The organism is Bacillus sp. FJAT-42376, assembly GCF_003816055.1.
GTDB lineage: Bacteria > Bacillota > Bacilli > Bacillales > Bacillaceae > Metabacillus_B.
The window spans coordinates 3,016,923-3,035,139 of sequence record NZ_CP033906.1; the positions used below are offsets into that span (position 1 = coordinate 3,016,923).

25 protein-coding genes are annotated in these 18,217 nt (G+C 41.1%); 2 read left to right on the top strand and 23 right to left on the bottom strand.

The window, feature by feature from the left end:
• Positions 1-208 precede the first annotated feature (208 nt).
• From CEF21_RS15180 to CEF21_RS15240, 13 genes are all read right to left on the bottom strand, one after another.
• Positions 209-874: a CpsD/CapB family tyrosine-protein kinase gene (locus CEF21_RS15180; RefSeq protein WP_123917780.1), complete on the bottom strand. Its 666-nt coding sequence runs from the start codon at positions 872-874 to the stop codon at positions 209-211.
• A complete protein-coding gene (locus CEF21_RS15185) occupies positions 858-1,556 on the bottom strand; it encodes a YveK family protein (protein ID WP_164462204.1) in 699 nt (232 codons plus the stop codon). Before CEF21_RS15185 ends, CEF21_RS15180 begins: the two co-directional genes overlap by 17 nt.
• Positions 1,557-1,833: 277 nt before the next feature.
• Positions 1,834-2,025 (bottom strand): YqzE family protein, encoded by a 192-nt coding sequence (locus tag CEF21_RS15190; protein ID WP_481747594.1) that lies wholly within the window; start codon positions 2,023-2,025, stop codon positions 1,834-1,836.
• Positions 2,026-2,068: 43 nt separating this feature from the next.
• Positions 2,069-2,560 (bottom strand): shikimate kinase, encoded by a 492-nt coding sequence (locus CEF21_RS15195; RefSeq protein WP_123917784.1) that lies wholly within the window; start codon positions 2,558-2,560, stop codon positions 2,069-2,071.
• Positions 2,561-2,617: 57 nt separating this feature from the next.
• A complete protein-coding gene (locus CEF21_RS15200) occupies positions 2,618-2,998 on the bottom strand; it encodes a competence type IV pilus minor pilin ComGG (protein WP_123917786.1) in 381 nt (126 codons plus the stop codon).
• Positions 2,985-3,518: a competence type IV pilus minor pilin ComGF gene (comGF, locus tag CEF21_RS15205; protein WP_277423942.1), complete on the bottom strand. Its 534-nt coding sequence runs from the start codon at positions 3,516-3,518 to the stop codon at positions 2,985-2,987. Before comGF ends, CEF21_RS15200 begins: the two co-directional genes overlap by 14 nt.
• The gene (locus CEF21_RS15210) at positions 3,409-3,726 is read right to left on the bottom strand and encodes a type II secretion system protein (RefSeq protein ID WP_123917790.1); all 318 of its coding nucleotides are present in this window, start codon (positions 3,724-3,726) and stop codon (positions 3,409-3,411) included. Before CEF21_RS15210 ends, comGF begins: the two co-directional genes overlap by 110 nt.
• A complete protein-coding gene (comGD, locus tag CEF21_RS15215) occupies positions 3,710-4,162 on the bottom strand; it encodes a competence type IV pilus minor pilin ComGD (RefSeq protein WP_164462205.1) in 453 nt (150 codons plus the stop codon). The genes CEF21_RS15210 and comGD overlap by 17 nt, the downstream gene beginning before the upstream one ends.
• Positions 4,146-4,445, bottom strand: a complete 300-nt coding sequence (comGC, locus tag CEF21_RS15220; protein ID WP_123917794.1) for a competence type IV pilus major pilin ComGC — start codon at positions 4,443-4,445, stop codon at positions 4,146-4,148. Before comGC ends, comGD begins: the two co-directional genes overlap by 17 nt.
• 12 nt (positions 4,446-4,457) lie before the next feature.
• Complete coding sequence (comGB, locus tag CEF21_RS15225; protein WP_123917796.1) at positions 4,458-5,483, bottom strand: competence type IV pilus assembly protein ComGB; 1,026 nt, start codon at positions 5,481-5,483, stop codon at positions 4,458-4,460.
• Positions 5,473-6,540: a competence type IV pilus ATPase ComGA gene (gene comGA / locus CEF21_RS15230; RefSeq protein WP_164462206.1), complete on the bottom strand. Its 1,068-nt coding sequence runs from the start codon at positions 6,538-6,540 to the stop codon at positions 5,473-5,475. The genes comGB and comGA overlap by 11 nt, the downstream gene beginning before the upstream one ends.
• Positions 6,541-6,702: 162 nt before the next feature.
• Positions 6,703-6,945: a hypothetical protein gene (locus CEF21_RS15235; protein ID WP_123917800.1), complete on the bottom strand. Its 243-nt coding sequence runs from the start codon at positions 6,943-6,945 to the stop codon at positions 6,703-6,705.
• Positions 6,946-7,088: 143 nt separating this feature from the next.
• Positions 7,089-7,469 (bottom strand): Spx/MgsR family RNA polymerase-binding regulatory protein, encoded by a 381-nt coding sequence (locus tag CEF21_RS15240; protein WP_123917802.1) that lies wholly within the window; start codon positions 7,467-7,469, stop codon positions 7,089-7,091.
• Positions 7,470-7,836: 367 nt separating this feature from the next.
• Between CEF21_RS15240 and CEF21_RS15245 the strand changes: the two genes are divergently transcribed.
• On the top strand, positions 7,837-8,082 hold the full coding sequence (locus CEF21_RS15245; protein WP_123917804.1) for a DUF2626 domain-containing protein: 246 nt from the start codon (positions 7,837-7,839) through the stop codon (positions 8,080-8,082).
• 42 nt (positions 8,083-8,124) lie between these two features.
• On the opposite strand, the gene CEF21_RS15250 is transcribed toward CEF21_RS15245, so the two are convergent.
• Together CEF21_RS15250 and CEF21_RS15255 are read right to left on the bottom strand one after the other, a co-directional pair.
• A complete protein-coding gene (locus CEF21_RS15250; RefSeq protein WP_123917806.1) occupies positions 8,125-9,180 on the bottom strand; it encodes an SAM-dependent methyltransferase in 1,056 nt (351 codons plus the stop codon).
• A gap of 3 nt (positions 9,181-9,183) precedes the next feature.
• Entirely contained in the window at positions 9,184-9,816 is a 633-nt protein-coding gene (locus tag CEF21_RS15255; protein WP_123917808.1) for an MBL fold metallo-hydrolase, read from the bottom strand.
• Positions 9,817-10,018: 202 nt separating this feature from the next.
• On the opposite strand from CEF21_RS15255, the gene CEF21_RS15260 reads away from it, so the two are divergent.
• Positions 10,019-10,192, top strand: a complete 174-nt coding sequence (locus CEF21_RS15260) for a DUF2759 domain-containing protein (RefSeq protein ID WP_123917810.1) — start codon at positions 10,019-10,021, stop codon at positions 10,190-10,192.
• Between the two features lie 46 nt (positions 10,193-10,238).
• Here the strand turns inward: CEF21_RS15260 and CEF21_RS15265 are convergent, their stop codons facing one another.
• The 8 genes from CEF21_RS15265 to CEF21_RS21360 all read right to left on the bottom strand — a co-directional run bounded on the left by CEF21_RS15265 (position 10,239) and on the right by CEF21_RS21360 (position 18,175).
• Entirely contained in the window at positions 10,239-10,559 is a 321-nt protein-coding gene (locus CEF21_RS15265) for an MTH1187 family thiamine-binding protein (protein ID WP_123917812.1), read from the bottom strand.
• A gap of 49 nt (positions 10,560-10,608) precedes the next feature.
• Positions 10,609-11,688, bottom strand: coding sequence for a YqgU-like beta propeller domain-containing protein (locus tag CEF21_RS15270; RefSeq protein ID WP_123917814.1), 1,080 nt, complete (start codon positions 11,686-11,688; stop codon positions 10,609-10,611).
• Positions 11,689-11,715: 27 nt separating this feature from the next.
• Positions 11,716-12,837, bottom strand: a complete 1,122-nt coding sequence (locus CEF21_RS15275; RefSeq protein WP_123917816.1) for a M14 family metallopeptidase — start codon at positions 12,835-12,837, stop codon at positions 11,716-11,718.
• 152 nt (positions 12,838-12,989) lie between these two features.
• Positions 12,990-14,873, bottom strand: coding sequence for an LTA synthase family protein (locus CEF21_RS15280; RefSeq protein ID WP_123917818.1), 1,884 nt, complete (start codon positions 14,871-14,873; stop codon positions 12,990-12,992).
• Between the two features lie 330 nt (positions 14,874-15,203).
• Positions 15,204-16,172 (bottom strand): ROK family glucokinase, encoded by a 969-nt coding sequence (locus tag CEF21_RS15285; protein WP_123920295.1) that lies wholly within the window; start codon positions 16,170-16,172, stop codon positions 15,204-15,206.
• 49 nt (positions 16,173-16,221) lie between these two features.
• Positions 16,222-16,431 carry a YqgQ family protein gene (locus CEF21_RS15290; RefSeq protein ID WP_123917820.1) on the bottom strand — a complete coding sequence of 70 codons (210 nt, stop codon included), beginning with the start codon at positions 16,429-16,431 and terminating at the stop codon, positions 16,222-16,224.
• A gap of 270 nt (positions 16,432-16,701) precedes the next feature.
• On the bottom strand, positions 16,702-17,868 hold the full coding sequence (locus tag CEF21_RS15295; protein ID WP_164462207.1) for a rhomboid family intramembrane serine protease: 1,167 nt from the start codon (positions 17,866-17,868) through the stop codon (positions 16,702-16,704).
• A gap of 130 nt (positions 17,869-17,998) precedes the next feature.
• Positions 17,999-18,175 carry a hypothetical protein gene (locus CEF21_RS21360; RefSeq protein WP_164462208.1) on the bottom strand — a complete coding sequence of 59 codons (177 nt, stop codon included), beginning with the start codon at positions 18,173-18,175 and terminating at the stop codon, positions 17,999-18,001.
• Positions 18,176-18,217 lie beyond the last annotated feature (42 nt).

An 18,217-nucleotide genomic window follows, 5' to 3' on the forward strand; every position in this document is an offset into this window, starting at 1 on the left:
CCGCAATCTTTTATGGCTAAGTTTTTCAATTAAAAAGTGGGGCATTTAACCCCTCCTCACATTACACTTATGACGACTGGCGTCTAAGGTTCATTAACCCGCAGCGTAACCGAGTGCCTCCACAGATAACGGCAAGGAGACATGACCGAAACAATCGTTCTATTTAAAGAACGATAAGAGTATAAAAAACCAAGGAATCGATTTCAATTCAATGACCTAAATCATTTAAAATGATTCCAAGAATGGCCGTATCAAATGTTTCTAATCTCTTCTTTGCTTCAACTAGCTTTGATTGATCTGTCCTGCCGGCCCTCGCTACCAGGATAAGACCTTCACATTGATTTGCCATGACCTTTACATCAGAGGTTTCTAAAATAGGTGGCGCATCAATAACGATACAATCGTACTCCCGTCCAGCATATTGAATGATATTCCTTAAAGACGGAGAAGCCAGTAATTCAGAGTGATTAAACTTTATAGCACCGCTTGTCATAATATCCATACGGCCTATTTCTGTTCTGCCAACTGCTTCTTCAAGCCTGCTTACGCCCCTCAGTACATCACTTAAACCGACTGTGTTATCAATTTTAAATGTTGTGTGCAGACTTGGCTTTCTAGAATCGCCATCAATCAGAAGAACTTTTTTTCCCTGAGAGGAAAATGAAATGGCTAAATTGGCACTTGTGGTGGATTTTCCCTCTTTATATCCTGGCGATGTAACTATAAATGATGTGAATTTTTCACTCTCTGGATTTAGCTGTATGTTTGTCCTGATGGAACGATATTGGTCTGCAATTTTAGACATTGGGCTAAAAAAAGATATCAATCTGTGTTTATCTGTTTTAGTTGCAGAACGCTTATTTATATGTAACAACAGATTCACCCCTTATAGAAAGCTTCAGCCTTTTATTCTTGTTATGCGGGGCTGTTTTCCGATTAATTTTAGATACTGTACCGAGTACTGGAAGCCCAGCAAGTTTTTCAATTTCAGACTCATTGCGAACCGTATCATCGAGAGAGTCTGACAGGAAGATTAAACCGATGCCGATTACCAGACCAATGACCATTCCCATCATAATTTTATTAATGGGATTTTCTTTGTAAGATTGTACGTTCTCTGTAGCAGCAGTGAGTATTTTAATATTTTTAAAGTTTAAAAGCCTTGGCAGCTCTTCTATATAATGCTTCATCGTAGAATTGGCTATTTTGGCTGCCAAAACGGGATCTGTATCCGTCACTGTAAGCTGGACAATTTGAGATTCACCTACCGGAGATACAGATATTTGGGATGCCAGTCTTTGAGGAGACCTGTTTAGTTCTAATTCGGCTGCAACCTTTGTCATAATAACAGGCTCCCGTATTACTTCCGTTAAAGTATTAAAAAACTTAGTATCATCCCTAATGACCATCCTTGCAGTGGAATCATATACAGGTGTAATAAAGTACGTACTATATATTGCTCCTGCAAATGAAAATAAGAGAACAGAAGTAACAAGAATCCAGATTCTCCGCTTTATGACACTGAATAAATTTTTTAAATCTATCTCCTTTTCCACTAATGCCATCCTTTCAATAAGAAATCGCCCCTTCGTTTCCAATAAAGAACGATTTTATTAAAATTTTTTTTACTGATATGAACAGTTTAGTTCTTTATACAGAACATGTCAACGATTTAATCGTTCTTTCTTGTTAACTTTGTACGGATTTAACGTCGAATCAGCTCGTCTTATATAATTTTGTTCTTCATAATGAAATTTACCTTTTTTCTTTTATTAAATCAAGCCTTAATATTTTTGTATTAAAAAAAACGCCCTCTTATTACCAGGCGTTAAATCATCGTCTCTCTTTCCTTTTCCTCACCCAAAGCATAATCGAAAACGGCAGCACCCCAAACCACCTGCTCCAAAAAGGAGTTCGCATTTCCTTTTTAATCTCTTTTTGCTGCTGCCGCTGTTCTTTAGGTGTATCCATATATTTTACGACTTGCTGGGTTACATATTTCACATAGTCATTGGATGACATCATGATCCCTCCTGTCCTTGTCCCTATTATGGACAGGAGTTTCTTTTTATAATCTTGAGATGATCTCAAGGGCAACCGCTTCCGGAGGTTTTCCAGTTGTGTCAATCGGAACGGATCCATCCAGGTAGAACGGTTTTCTGCTGATAAAAAGGTCTTTCATTTGGTCTTTGTTCTTTTCCCGCAGAAGCGGCCGGGCTGTATCCTCTTCCAGTCTCCCGTAAAGAACGTCAAAATCACAGTTTAAAAAGAAAATCTTCCCAAGCTTTTTCAGCAGCGTGCGATTTTCTTCTTTTATCACAATGCCTCCGCCGGTTGTAATCACCGCAGGTGCTTTCGGCAGATCATGGAGGATTTCAGTTTCAGCAAGACGGAATCTTTCTTCTCCATATGCAGAAAAGATTTCTTTTACCTGCATGCGGAATTTTTCTTCCAGCAGATGATCTGTATCGTACACAGGAATGTTTAATTTCTTTCCAAGCTCAATCCCGGCTGTTGTTTTTCCCGCTCCCATAAATCCTGTTAAAATAATTAATTCCACTTAGATCACTCCGTTAATTCGATGGTTTCTATCATACATCGAACAAGGGGACGGAGTCTACCATTCATTCCAATTTGATATTTGTATTGTGCGGATGTTTAAATCATACGAAGCATGAAAAACAGGCTCTTTTTTCAGCCTGAATTCCAGATCAACCGTTCTTCTATCAGCAGAAGCTCGAGCAATAGAAAATCGAATTGTTCCAGCTGTGTCTTCCATGATCAGCTCCCCTTCCTCTCCTGTCACCGCTTTTTTGAAAGATTGAGAAGCACCAGTAGAAATGAGGTGCTGCAGCAGATAAAAGTTTTTTGTATCCTCATAATACTTTTTTTCAATGATCAGCATTTGTGCCAGGTGGAGGGCCGTCATTAGAAATAGCAAAATCAGCATGACAGTAAATGGATAGATAAAACCGTTAGGCCGCTTATTTATGACCATATATGAGAGACCCGACCGATACTGAACGGGATTTCCCGCTCTTACTGATCACACGAATGGTAATGAGTCCGTTAGAAGCTTTCATCTCTGCCTTTTGTACTTTCTGCAGGATAATTTCATTGCCTGTATGATTGATTTGCCTTCTTACATAGGTGTTATATCGCTGATACGTGACGGTCTGCCCCAGTCCGTTGCGGAAAGAGAGAGTCTCACCTGTGACGGCAGGATTTTCGGCAGCTTTGAGTTCGTTGACTGCCTGTTCACTGAAAAACTCCCACTCAAGATGGCTTATATCACTGTATCCTTCAATGGACTTGTAGAAAAAAAGGAGAAGGGGAAGCAGGGAGGACACAATTAAGCTGAAAATCCCGAGGGAAAGCAGCATATTCAAAAATGAAAAGCCTTTCGAATCAGTGAATTTGGAAGCAATATTCTCTTTCGTTGCTTTGGACGTCTTTCCAGGATAAACAGGACTGATCAGACTTGTTTTGAATGGTATACGAAACTCCCCCCACTTCAATGTATTCCGTTTCAGCAAGGCTTTTCCCAGCCATTCTGTCCCGGGTATAGCTTTGCAGGTATTTTATTGATTGAATCTCCAAGCGTGCATTTTCCCTTTGCTGCATAACCGTGACAATAACCGGAAGCAGGGTCAGCACAGCCATACACCATATTGAAAAAGAGGCAATGGATTCAAGAAGCGAGAAGCCATTATACTTTTTTAACAACAAACCGCCCCTTCCCCAAATAAAATGTCACTCTATACGCTTGTTTTCTATACATAATCCCTACCGTACCGCTATCCGATATATTGCCGTTCGTAAGAAAGGTGACCTTCAGGCCTAAAGACTCCATCACGATTTTCATTCCTTCCGGAAGTTTTCGGCTGAGGAGATCTTTCGTTTCAGCAGCCCTTCCGTGTCTGATCCGATAGCCGGTCTCATCCTGATTAAAAATAAGGGTGCATGGTATTCTCGTCATCACGGCATGCTGCTGCGCAAATAAAATATCCTTTTGAAACTGCTCAAAAAAGTGTTCAGCCAACAGCTCTTCCTGTACGGGCTGAAAATGAAGAAGAGCCGTTAACGACAGGACCGTAAATATGGAAAGAACGAGCAGGGCCTCAATAAGAGTAAAGCCGTTCTTCTTATTTCGATGCTTCAACAACGGCACCGTTTGTATCCAATGTTACTTCACTGCCATCCGGGCATTTGTTCGATTTAATATAGCCTTCCGTTTTTAAATCTGCAATGGTTGGCACCTTCTCTTTATTCATCCGGTAGGCTTCAGCTTGAGCAGAAATCATATTCCGCAAGCCGGAACAGCCTTTGTTCTGTATATTGCTGCTGTGATTTGCGATATTAGGAATGGTGACAAGCAAAAGAATGGTAATGACAAGGAGAACAATGAGCATTTCAATAAGGGTGAAGCCTTTTTGTTTTTTCATGAAAATTCCCTCCTAAATTTGATTGATCATCTGATACATCGGGAGAATCATAGAAAGATAAACAAGGAGAACGATAAGCCCGACCACACTGAAAATAACTGGCTGAATGACCGCTGCTGCTGCGGAAAGTGCTGATTCCAGCCTTGTGAGTGTATACTGGCTGTACGTATACAGCTCCCGGTGCAGCCTCCCGTTCTTTTGGCCATAAGCGGCGATTTCTCGAAGCTGTGGGTCATAGTGGACCACGTCGAAAAGACCTTCAAAATGTTCCCCGTTTTTTAACCGGGCGATCATTCTATTTGCTTCTTCACTGAAAAACGGGTGCAGACTCTGTTCTTTGAAGATCAGCAGGCTCTCATAATAAGACAAGCCTCCCTTCAGCAGATTGCTAAGCTGAAGGCTGATATAATAGCTGTTAAAAAGCTTTAATCCTTCACGCAGCAAAGGAATTCTCATAAGAAGCCCCATCTGTTTAGAGGGTTTCATTTTTCTAAAGGAAAGAAAATAAAAGGCAGAACAAAGAACGGCAATGACCGGAAGAACTGATGCAAAGGCAGATATGAACTGAAAACTGCCGAAAAGGACTGTGTTTAAAAAGGAAGGCTTCATATTCATGGAATCGTATACAGAGAGAAATTGCGGGGCAATTACATGCTGAACAATATATAAAACACCGAACATAATTAAAATGAGAAGAACGGGATATCTGAGCATTTTTTCAATTTTTTTATACTGGTCCTGTTTCCTTTGCAGAAGCTCGGCACTCTCATTCAGTGAGAAAGCCAGATCTCCATGCTGCTCAGCAAAAAATAAATACGTCACTACATCACGCTGAAATTTGAGCTGGTGCATAATCTGAAAAAATGGAATTCCTCTTTTCAGTTCTTCCAGACAGTGCTGAAGGTCCGCTCTTTTCTTTTTATCTATCTGCAAAGATAAAAAGCGAATCGCTTCGTCCAGTGAGTATCCTTTCTGAATAAGACCGTTTAACCGGGTAATAAAGAGGGCCTGTTCCCGGCTTTTCCACCTACTCTTCATTTGAAAAGATCCATCTGTGATATGTATTTTGGGATAAATAGCCGAGCGCAATCCCTTTTTTTATCACGTCTTTTAAAGTAGGATAGTCCGTCCCGTCTCTTGCCCCTCTCGTCTGATGAAAAGCTGCCGTAAGATTTCTTCCGTATAACAGTTCGAAAACTGCTGCTTTTCGGGTCTTTCTCATTTTTTTGCAGAATGGCGAGCACTTTCCGGCACAGTATGGGCATTTTAAATCCACCAGTCTTTGAGCGGACACTGCAATCAGAGTTTGCTCCATTTCAGCCTGCGGAACACCAAATTCAAGCAGGCGATAAAGGGCACCCTCGGCATTTCTTGTGTGCATGGTGCTAAGGACAAGGTGTCCGGTAAGGGCAGCGCGTATAGCGATTTTAGCGGTTTCCGAGTCTCTTATTTCTCCTACCATGATAATATCAGGATCGTGTCTTAATATGGCTCTCAAACCAGCAGCATAGGTGATTCCTGCTTTTTCATTCACCTGAACCTGCATCATTTCCTGATACTTCGCTTCAACCGGATCCTCAAGGGTAATAATGTTCCGGTTGAAATGTTTTTTGGCATGATTGAGGAGTGTATAAAGGGTGGTCGTCTTGCCGGAGCCTGTCGGGCCTGTAAAAATCATGAGACCATGAGAATGATAGAAGAACGAAAGAAGTTTTTTCGTGGCAGAAGGAAAGAGAGAGATGCGTGAAACAAGGGGAACTTTTTCATAAGAGAGGAGCCGGATTACCATGCTCTCTTCATAAATGGTCGGCAAAGTAGAAAGGCGAACGGGAATTTCCTGATTTCCAGAAGGGACCGAAAGAGATCCGCTTTGTGGTTTCCGGCGTTCCCCTATATCCATCGAGGCTGCAAATTTCAGATGCGAGATCAGCCGCTGCGACATTTCCTTTGGCAGCTGCTGCTGCTTTAATAGATCATCATCAATTCTATACAGAATCTCCGTATAATGTTCTTTCGGTACAATATGAATATCGGATGCTTGAAGTTCGATTGCCTGTATGACTATGTTTGAACACAACGCTTCTATTTCCTGCACTGGCTGCCCCCCTTTATCCTGATTGATTTGAAGTATATCTCTAATTAAAGAATGCGTCACCTTGAGATATATTGATTTTGATAGGTGATTCTTAAAGAAAATGAAATTATGTACATAAAAAAAAACCGTTTTCTTGTCAAAACGGCTAAATTTCATACTTTTTTATTCGGTAACATAATAAATATAGGTCTTGGTTTTTCTTTTCAATAGTGAGGACTTTTCATAATAAATTCTATAGCCGCTCTGCAGGGATTCATGTCCTGCATACTTTAGCTTACTCTCTTTAGCAAATTCTTTCGTCGCATCAATGATGCTTGCTCCTCTTGATACAAAAACCGGATGATCGTAGCTGGTTGTTATGGTTTGCATATTAATGCCTTCAAGAAAAAATTTATAATCACTCACACTTTCCATCCCCTTGTTTTCTTTATAAAGAACAACATAGGTATAATATACCATTTAAAATAGCGATTAACAAGAGAAAAATGGAGAATCCTCATTATTTTGTATCTTTGAGAGAACAAAAAAAATCACCCGCAAGGTGATTTTTATGATACGGACATATGAAGATGGCTGGTTTTTGCCAGTTTGCTGAGCGCCTGCGGATTGTAGCCGACGACCAGCTTTTTGCCGTCTGTCAGAATGGGTCTCCGCAGCAGTTTCGGTTCATCGGAAAGCAGTTTGAGAAGAGAGGAAAGATTCATGTCTTCAATATCCAGGTCGAGTTCTTTAAACGTTTGACTTCTCGTAGCCAGAATTTCATCAATTCCATCCGTTGTGAGCTGGAGGATTTGTTTAAGCTCTTCTTCATTAGGAGTTTCCCGGAACATGTGTCTTTCTTCAAAGTCGACTTCGTTTGCTTTCAGCCAGTGTTTCGTTTTTCTGCATGATGTACAGCTTGGATAAGTGAAAAAAGTCAAATCGCTCATTTTTAATTCCTCCTTATTTATGGTCAAAGGCTTATATATGGCTAAGTAAGTATTTTTATCTCTGTATTTGTATTGTACATCAGTTGTACACGTTTTGTACATCAATATGCACCAAATAAATTTGACAGCCTTAAATTTAGGATCCGTCTTTCTCTTCAGGTTTTCTTAAATATTTTTCAGCTTTAGAAACAACCGCATCAGCAGGCATCATCAGTGCAATCTTTGTTTCGTTTCTCCTCTCTGCACGCTTCCTGGATCGCCGGTCCGTGTTAAAGTTTTCAACAAATGTAAACGCTTATTTACAATGAAAGGAAATGTCCTTTATAATAAAAGAGGATGGACTAGAGGGGTAAGGGAGGAATGGCATATGGATCGGATGTTTCGTGTGCTCGGATTCTGGACTGGGATCTTTGCAGTCATGTTTTACTTAGGGGGAATGGAAGAAACCTCATTGCTTTTCTTTGCACAAACGGTATTTTTTGTCTTTTTATCCTATCTTAAATTATCAGAGCGCATGTACATTTATATTTTCGGTGCTTATTTAACGGTTTTCTTTGTTGGCTTTACGTACTGGACTACATTTATGATGGTTCCTGGTCAAGGGGGCCATTAATCATTGGAAGAATTGGATAAGAACAGAAAAGAGGCTGAATTTTCAGCCTCTTTTCTTATGAATCATAATGTAGAATGATTCACTCATCCCTTCCTGCGAGAGAAGAGATCTAATTGCCCGGTTCTGCTTTGCTGTGCCGGAAAAAGGGTTCGGATCATACGTATCTTCAAGAAAGTCAGAAAGGCCGTTACCCCAAAAAAAGTCGGATTGTTTTTGTACAGAAATATCCTGCCACCCAAATTCTCCTGTCTTTTTTAAATAAACATCCAAAGGAATATCATAGGTAAGGTCCATTTCAAATGGATAAGCCAGGGGATTCGAAATAAGAGTGTGATTTTTAAATCCCCGGATGGTTCCTTCCCTTCTCGTATTCAGCTGTTCAGAGAAGTGGCCATAGTCCGCAGTAATGACATAGGCATCGCGCATCTTGTGATTCATCTCTTCGAGCATACACAGCATGGCTAAAGGAACCTCCGCTCTATAACCTTCCTGCAGTTTAATCCCTGACCATTCCAAATACTGGGCAATCAGGTAATCCTGCTTCCCTTCTTTTTGTTTGAAAACGAGCGAGCCATGATCATCCGTGCCTACGCCAATTTCCACTGGCTGTCCATTGTCCATTTCCACAAGTTTTACAGGCATCGCATCAAATAGTTCGTTCGAGAAGATTACGCCTGAAAATTCGTCCGGAAGCTCACTGAGCGAGGATAGAATGCTTACATTGAGATGCTGAAGGCGGAGAGAATGATAAGGACTTTTTTCTATACAAAAAACCTTGCCTTCTTTATACGAATCGGGAGACTGCTTCTCCCATTCTTCTAAAAAAGCGCGGATGAACTTCCCCGTTCCGCTTCCAGCTTCACAAAAGACCGGAGGAATTTCCCCGGTCTCTGTTTTTTTTATAAACCATCTTGCAACAAGGACACCATATAATTTTGATACAGAACTCGTTGTGTAAAAGTCCCCTTCTTTGCCGATTTTAGGATGCCTGGACATGTAATAGCCGGCATCCGGATCGTACAAAGACATCTCCATGTAATCATCAAAGGGCAGAAATCCTTTGTTTCTCTCGATGTTTTTAAATATAACGTTCACCATTCGTTAAAACCCGTTTAAAAATGGATTCCGATCCATCTCATCCTGAATGGTTGTTTCAGTGCCATGTCCGGATAAAACGATCGTATTCTCAGGCAAGTTCAGCAGCTGATCATGGATGCTTTTCATTAAAAGTTCATGATCTCCTCCCGGTAAATCTGTACGCCCTACCCCCTCTTTAAACAAAACATCTCCGCTGAATACAGACTCCGTTTCTTTATGATAATAAGAAACACTTCCAGGTGAATGGCCCGGAGTATAAAGGACATCAAAATTAAATTCTTTAAATGCGAGCGGTTTTCCAGGCTGTACATATTCATCAGCAGGTCTGGCATGGATGGGGCCCGCCTGAAAAAAGTGAGATCCATTCAGTTCAGGAGACGGAAGCCAGTCTTTTTCCTTTTTATGAGCATACACAGGAACATTCCATTTATCCCGGACTTCGTCTACAGCCCCGATGTGATCGAAATGGGCATGTGTGAGCAGAATAGCCAGTGGCTTGAGCCCCCTGGATTGAATGTGGCGGTTTAATTTAATCCCTTCGCTTCCGGGATCAAAAATAATACATTCTTTCTCTTTGTTGCTTAAGATATAGCAATTCGTTTGCAGCGGACCTAGCGGAATCCGTTCCCAATTCATAAAAGCACCTCATCAGTCATTTAAAATTCACTCATTATATACCCCATTATTCATGAAAAAGCAGAAAGTTTCAATCATATTAGACCACTTGGCACAGGTGAATGATAAGGGATTTTTATCTCGACATTCATTTTGAAAACGTTTAAAATTAAAAGGGAACTTGTTTCATTTTTTTCCAGAAGCGATGCAAGGGGGATTGGCAATGGGGTTAGTCATTATCTTTTCATTGATTTCGCTGTTAGCAGTATATGGATTATACCGGGCCTTTAAGGAAAAAAACATGCTTTCTATGCTGTTTTGTCTGGCCACTTTCGGTGTATTTGGCTGGTTCACTGTTATGACGGTGCTTCATCATGGATTTCCGACACATCATTAAGAAAAAAAGAAAAGCTGGCCGTCATTTGGGCCAGCCATTTTTATGTTTATGTAGAAGGGTTCATATGTTTTTGGACACTTTCAATCTTGCCCTTCATCGTCGTTTTCTTATCTCTTCGGTCATCAATCCGTATATTGGTCGCCACTCTTGATATTCCTTCTTGAAAAGGAGCTTCATGAATAGCCTGTATAACTTCAAATAATACTGGCAGCTCTCCTTCAATCAGTGTATTCATTGGAGTGAGCTCATACTCGATTTTCCCCTGTTCTTTATATCCTGAGAGAATGCTTTGAATGCCGGCCACATGCTTGCTTACACTCGGTGTGTCCGTTCCAATTGGAATAATCGTTACATCAGCGATTGGCATGATTTTTCCTGCCTTTCTTTTTGATTCAGTATACCATATGCCTTACCTATTAGAAACGGATGAGCGTTTTCAGGCTTCCGGTCGCTAAATTATACATTTTTTCCAGCTGGAATCCATAAAGAATCTTCGTTCCATCAGGAGAAAACACCATGGGAGCATTCTTTGCGTCCGCTAGAAGGGTGGATTTCTTCTCTTGATCTAAAGAGTATGAAATTAAATTCAGCTGATGTGCTTTATCGTCATACTCAAAAGAGAGGAAGCTATTCCCAGACGGATTGATTTCCACTTTAGGCACATTAGTTGCGGCATCTTCCGGTATCAGAGAACCTGTAAACTGTTGCTTCTTCAATCCTTTATGAGCAGCATAAACTAACTGCCCATTTTCGCCCTTTAGCGCAATCCACGTCCTTCCTCCCGAGAACACAGCCAAAATCCCGTCAGAAAGGACTTTTTCCTCCCCTCGTTCAAGATCGTATTGATAGAGGAGGGAACCGGATGACTGAGTGCCATCTTTCATGTAAAGCAGTTTATCGTCCCCGTTCCACTCAGCAAAAGCGGCATCAACCGGGCTGATCCTTTCAGAACCGCTCAATGGATAGTATATAGTGGTCTTGTATGACCAATCTTCATTAAAGGTGGTGACAAAGAGTCTGTCGGAGTTCGTTTTGCTCCAGGAGAATGCGAGATCATGCGAGGAAAATTGCTTTTTAAAGCGGACCTTTCCGTTTGAATCAATTAGCAGCAAATCCGTTTGCTTTGGAGAAGAACTTCCCTGGAGGAGAATGTAATCTCCCTTGGAGGAAGTTTCGAAATGAGTGATGGCTATGTCTGCTTTGAACAATTCGTTTTTTTGCCCGTCCGTATAATTGTATGAGTACAGAATCGTTTCTCCCCTGGAATATTCAGCAAACACAACGGTATCATTTTTCAGCCACCCCCCGACCATCTGGAAGGTCTGTTCATTAGCCTGATAAGGGACGAGTGTCTCTATTTTCATTCCTTTTTCATGCTGCACCTCGCTATTAGCTTCAGCAGACGGTGTCTCTGCCGGTGTTCCGTTTACACAGCCCGAAGCTGCTGCTGTCAGAACCATAGCTGCTGTCATTACATAGAATCGAACGCTCCCCATACCTGCTTCACCTTTCATTATCATTTCTTACATATATAACGCAGCCCAAAAAATTCCTTCTCCTTTTTGCCTAATGTCATTGTATTGATCAAGGGGCAAAGGATTCTCTCCCAATCCCAGTTCAATTGTATAGCCCGGCCGGCCCCGCTCATGGATAAACCAATCCCGATAGCCTGCGTGACTGTCAATATTCCGCACCGCTGCGTAGCCGCTCAGGATAGAAAATTCTTTCACAATCAATGCAGATTCTTCCGGTTCTTTATTCAGATACCCCCAATAGATTTCTTCCCCCTGGGTGTGAAAACAAAGGAGACGGTCAAACTCTTTTTCTTGTGATAATGCTGCCATCGCGATGGATTCGGGCTCGGAAAGGGGCTTATCACCCGGATAATCTCTGGAGGCCGGAGATTTTGGAATTTTCCTTTCCTTTTCAATCTCCCAGTAGGCAGGATATTGATTATTCAAATCTACCCCTCGAATATTGGCTTTCCATTGTGAAAAATCTTGAGATTGCTGATTCAATTGGAGAACTAGCTTTCGAAGATTGTCTTCTTCTGGAAGACCTTCTAATACGAGGTCTACCCCATCAGGATTTACCATAGGAACTATTGAAAGGGAGTTGTGAGTATAAAGCTGAAGAGAAGGATGGCCGTATCTTTTTTTTCCATGAACAAGATCATTTGCATACTGTTCGAGCCAATCCATTAAGACGGCAGAAGTAATCCATTCGTTTGCATGAAAGGACGCGTTCATATGAACGGTTCTGGCACCTGTTCCGATTGTTATCTCTATTATAGGCTTTTTTCGTATAGTATTTCCAATTATACGAGTGCGAATGAACGGGTACTTTAGAACCATTTTTTCTATATCGCGATAGAAACAGGAGGAAGTATATTCTGTCTTTCTCAATGAAATATCGTCTGAAACTTTCATCGCCTTACCTTTCCCTGTCATGGGGATATCCGGTTCATATAAATCAGGGAAAGGCTCATCCGCTGTGACCCATTCATATCCGGGTATATCGATTATGGATGAAGAAGGTATCCATTCAGGAAGAGGCGGATTGGACTGTTCAATTAATACAGCATCAATCTGGAAATGCGCAGCAAGATCACTTATCCGGACATGTTTCCTTACTTTGATTTTCAAAAAAAATCCCCCTTTCAGTACAATTCATTTTATGAAGGGGATACTCCTTTCTGAACCATTCAAAATGAGCCAAACGACTAAAGAAAAAAGCAGTGAAATGGTTATATCTACCTAAAAAAAGCTTTGGCCCCTGGGCCAAAGCTTCGTATCCATTATTCAGCAGATGCTTTTTTGTCATCTTCTTTATTATAAAATCTGAGCAAATCGCTGTAGATGATTTTATCAGAGTAGTCAAGTTCTTTTTTCGCTTTCGCAACATAAGGCTCACAAACCTCTTTATCCTGGGCAGGCTGGCCTGTGCTCTTATCGTAGCAGATATTATCTGTATATACATACTTGTCCGTTACAAAACTTCCGTCACGCATAACTGTAAATGGCAGACGATCTTTAGAAAACAAGTCATTTCCGAATTCTACTTGATCCTTCGTGTCAATTCCAAGTAAATTCATCAATGTTGGACGGATATCGATCTGTCCTCCCACTGTATCAATTTCCTTTGGATTTTTATCCGTTACACCCGGAATGTGGACGATAAACGGAACACGCTGAAGCTGCTGGGATTCAAATGGCGTTACTTCTTTGCCAAGGAACTTCGCCATCGCTTCGTTATGATTTTCGGAAATGCCGTAATGATCTCCATAGAAGACGATGATGGAGTTATCATATACCCCGTCTTCCTTAAGTTTTTCAATGAAACGTTTTACTGAATCATCTTCATATTTCACAGTCGTAAAATAATTATTCAGCGTTTTACTGTTTGAATCGAACTTATCAATGGTCTGATCTTTCTCGTCTAATTCAAACGGGAAATGATTCGTCAATGTGATTGATTTAGAATAGAAAGGCTTTTTCATTTCTTTCATATGATCAGCTGTCTGTTCAAAGAACTCTGTGTCTTTTAATCCCCATCCTACAGATGTTTCAGGGGTAACCTTGTAGCTGTTTACATCATAAAACTTATCATATCCAAACGAATGATACATAAGATCGCGGTTCCAGAATGATTTATTATTCGCATGGAATGCTGCGGTTGTGTAACCATTCTGCTTCATGATTTCTGGTGCCGCATTGTATTCATTATCGGGATTCGTGAAGAACACGGCTCCCCGGCCAAGCGGATAGAGGGAATTTTCAACCAGGAATTCAGCATCGGATGTCTTCCCTTGTCCTGTCTGATGATAAAAATTGGTGAAATTGTAGCTTTGTTTGGCCAAATCATTCAAGTAAGGAGTAATTTCCTTGCCGTTTAACGTTTCATTCATCACAAAGGACTGTGTAGATTCCAGCGATACAATGATCACATTTCGTCCTTTCGCAATTCCTTTCAAATCCTGATTCGGTTCTTTTTTATTTGCTTTAATATAGTTTTGAATCTCTGTTAAATTGGTGCTGTCTGCCATTGCACGCTGTGCAGAAGTTTTGGACTGGATAATTCCATCATAAACATGGAAGTTGTATACACTGATGTTTTTAACAAGCATCTCCCTGTCAAATGACCTTGTCAGAAGCTGGGGACGCTCCGTTTCAGCAAGTCCAAGATTAAAGAAAAAGATGGCTGCAACCATTAAATAATAGGCTGAGCGCTCTTTGCGTGTTGCCCGTTCCTCAGACCGGAATGCCGGCTTGCGAAGCAGCCAGAACAGAATAATCAAATCAACAAAGAGCAATAAGTCAACCGGCTGGAATAATGATGAGATACTGCTTCCGAGGTCACCCATGTTGCTTGACTGGAATAAAACCGGAATGGTCAGGAAATCATTGAAGAAACGGTAAAACACCATATTGGCAAGCAGGACAACGGTCAGCACGATGCTGACAATAAACACGTACCTGTTTCTGTTTTTTTCCTTCATGAATAGTCCGATTCCGTAAATGAACAGCAAAAAGCTCACCGGATTAATAAAAAGAATAAACTCCTGTTTCCAGTTTTCAATTTTAATTTCAAAGCTAGTTTTATAGACAATGTAAGTTTTCAGCCACATAAATAATGTCGCTATGAGTAAAAATGAAATTTTTGATATTGAATTTTTACGCATTCTTTTACCTCCTTGTTCGGCAGAACTGCGCATTGCTCTCATCTATACTTTTCCCAATTTCAGTAAATGATTTATTAACAAGCTAAATCATATCTTAATACTTCGTTTACAAAAAATCAATGCTTTTAATACGCACATTACATTACAATGATAGAATTATATTTTGACTGTAATCTTTACCCCGCTGGGAATGAAGACAAACCAGGCCATGTTACAGCTTTTTAAAAAAATTTATTATTTTATTACATAATTCAGCGGAACATAATTCCGCATGAAAAAAGAAGCCAGCTTGCCCGGCTCCTCTTATTATGCGCACTCAAAATACTCTCATTAATAATCTGTCAGCATGGTTTTAGCAAGCCACGCTCCGCCAATCACACCTGCATCATTGCCGAGAGTGGCAATCTCAATGCCAGCCCCTTCACCGACTCTTGGGAAGGCATATTGTTTAAAGTATTTTTCAACGTGGACTCGAAGGTATTCCCCGGCTTTTGAAACTCCGCCTCCGATTACAATTTTTTCAGGATTTAAGCCGTTCGCAAGGCTTGAAAGCGAAAGTCCGAGATGGAAAGATACAAACTCTACAACCTCTTGGGAGATGGCGTCGCCTTTTGCGGCAAATTCAAATACATCTTTTGAAGAAATGTCCCCTTTTTCTTTTAGCGTGGTTCTTAAAAGGCTTTCCTGATCCGTTCCGCTTAATTTTTCTTTTGCCAGTCTGACAATTCCGGTGGCCGAAGCAATGGTCTCAAGGCATCCGGTTTTTCCGCAATTGCATGGTGCTCCGCCTTCGGGAATAGAGGTAATATGGCCGATTTCTCCGCCGGCTCCATTTACACCATGAATGACATCACCATTTGAAATGATGCCTCCGCCCACTCCTGTTCCGAGGGTCACTAATATGACATCCTTGGCGCCATCGCCGGCTCCCTTCCACATTTCACCGATTGCAGCGATATTTGCATCATTATCGATAACTGCCGGAAGGCCTGTTTCGACTTCAAGATGGTCTTTTAATGGATAGTTCAGCCATCCGAGGTTAACCGTCTGGTAAACAAGGCCTGAAATGAGGTCAACCGGACCAGGCGCTCCCATACCGATTCCGGCAAGCTTGGATTTCGTTTCTCCAATCTGGCTTAACTTCGCATCAATTGCTTTTGCAATATCAAGGGTAATGTTTTTTCCAGTTTTATCAGTGGGAATTTCCCACTTTTCAATCAATTCTCCATATAGAGAAATAAATGCCATTTTAATTGTGGTCCCGCCTAAATCTACTCCAACCAGCCATTTTTCACTCATCATTATCTCAGTCCTTTTTCACCTATAATTAAGGAAACCGTTTGCACAATCATTTAAAAGTCTGTTTATCACGTTCAATTTGTGCTTCATGACGAAGGATTAGAAGCGCCATCTGAAAAACTTGCGTTTCAATCAGCTTTGATTCGTACAGCTGTCTGACTTCCTCTTCCATGAGCTCAAGATCCGCTATCCGGTCTCCAATATAAATAATGGTTCCGTATTTTTTTAAAAGCTGACGGACATCGTAAACCGTTTTCAAACCTTCACCCCGTTTTAACACAAGTTCGTCCATATATAAAGTATCGGAGTTTGATTAGGGAGTCAAGAAAAACTTGTTTATCAGGATGGAAGCCTGGTCGCTTCTTCTGAGGAAGAAAGACCGTTCACAGCCCTTATTTATGAACATGACCATTTAAGACTTTCAGTATGATGAGGCACTATCCCATGATTGCTGGATTCCAAAAATAACAACCCAAGATCACTCATTCAATGAGCGTTCCTGGGTTGCCTAATTTAAAGATATAGCGGCTTATGCCCATCTTGAATAGCCGAATGCTGCCAGTGAGACCGCAAAAATCAGACACGCTGCGGCGGCAAGAATCTGCCTGCCGGATTTCGATTGTGAAGGAAGCTGGACAGCAAAGGCAGCTGCCATGCCGCCAATCAGCCCGCCAATATGTCCGGCATTATCGATATTGGAAACGGTAAAGCCGATGGCAAGATTAATGAGGATCACAACGATAATATTCGGTCCAATGGTTCTAAGAAATAATTCACGCTGAACGACTCCGAGATATAAGAGAGCTCCAAAGCAGCCGAAAATAGCTCCTGAAGCCCCTGCAGAAATCGAGGAATTGAAAGCGAAGCTCCCTAACGTACCTAAAATTCCCGAGAAAAAGTAAATAATAAGGAATCTCACCGATCCAAACATTTTCTCGACAGCTTCTCCAATGAAATAAAGGGCAACAGAATTCATCAGCAGATGGATAAAGCCGATGTGCAGAAACATAGGGGTAATTAATCTCCACCAGTCTCCCTCTATGATGTACGGATTAAATTTTGCCCCGAATTGAACAAGGGTCTGATTGTTCTGGCTTCCGCCTGCTAACTCCATCAGGATAAATAGAATGATCTGAATAGCAAGCAAGATTTTTGTCAGTTTCGGTGTTCCATATGAGAAAACCTGTTTTTCCTGATCAATCCTACTATTTTCTTTATCAATTGTATTTTGCTTGAAGGCCTGCAGCTGTTCATAGTCTTTAATGGATGGCAGCTGATTGTTTAAGCGGACTGCTAGCATATCCTCAATCGCCATGATTCCACTCGAGCGCTTTTCATCATAAATTAATTCATTTTTCAGAACTGTATTTCCGAGGGAATAAGGTTTTTCGACAATATGCTCCCAGTCATCCACCGGGGGAAAAGCCGAAATATATACATTTAAAACATTCATGGATTTTCTGCCGGCGTTTTTCCTGACTTCTTCAAACATGCCTGCAGCTCTCTGCATATCCTGTTCGAGCCTGGTTCCCCAATCCGCATCCGTTCTTAACAAACGGACAATCTGAAATTCAGCTCCCCGGGGATTTTCAAGCCAGATTTCCTCATGATCCTCAGCCATCGTAATGATTCTGTATTTCATGTCCAGCAGCTGATCGATTATATTCCAATAGAAAACATCTTGCTCTAAAGCCATAGCAACCTCTCCAGCAACCATTTTTGTTATGGACATTATATCAGGAGTGATTGTTAAATAGGAAGGAATAACGTCTGTTCTATAGGTTTTTGCGCAGCAAAAAAGCACCAGCTGCTGACTGGTGCCGCGGTCAGAAAAACGCCTTATGCAAAAATTTATCCCTCACAAACGGGACCCTTAAGGAAAGGCGGATAAAAAACGCTCTCAATGCAGGATTTCCAAGAATCAAATTTAAGATCCTGTATCTTGAGCGGTAAAGCAAATACCCGCCAATCAGTGCAAGCAGATAGCTTATCATGCGGTTCATATCTATCCCTCCTGCTCATACTTTTTGCGTTGGCTCCCTTTT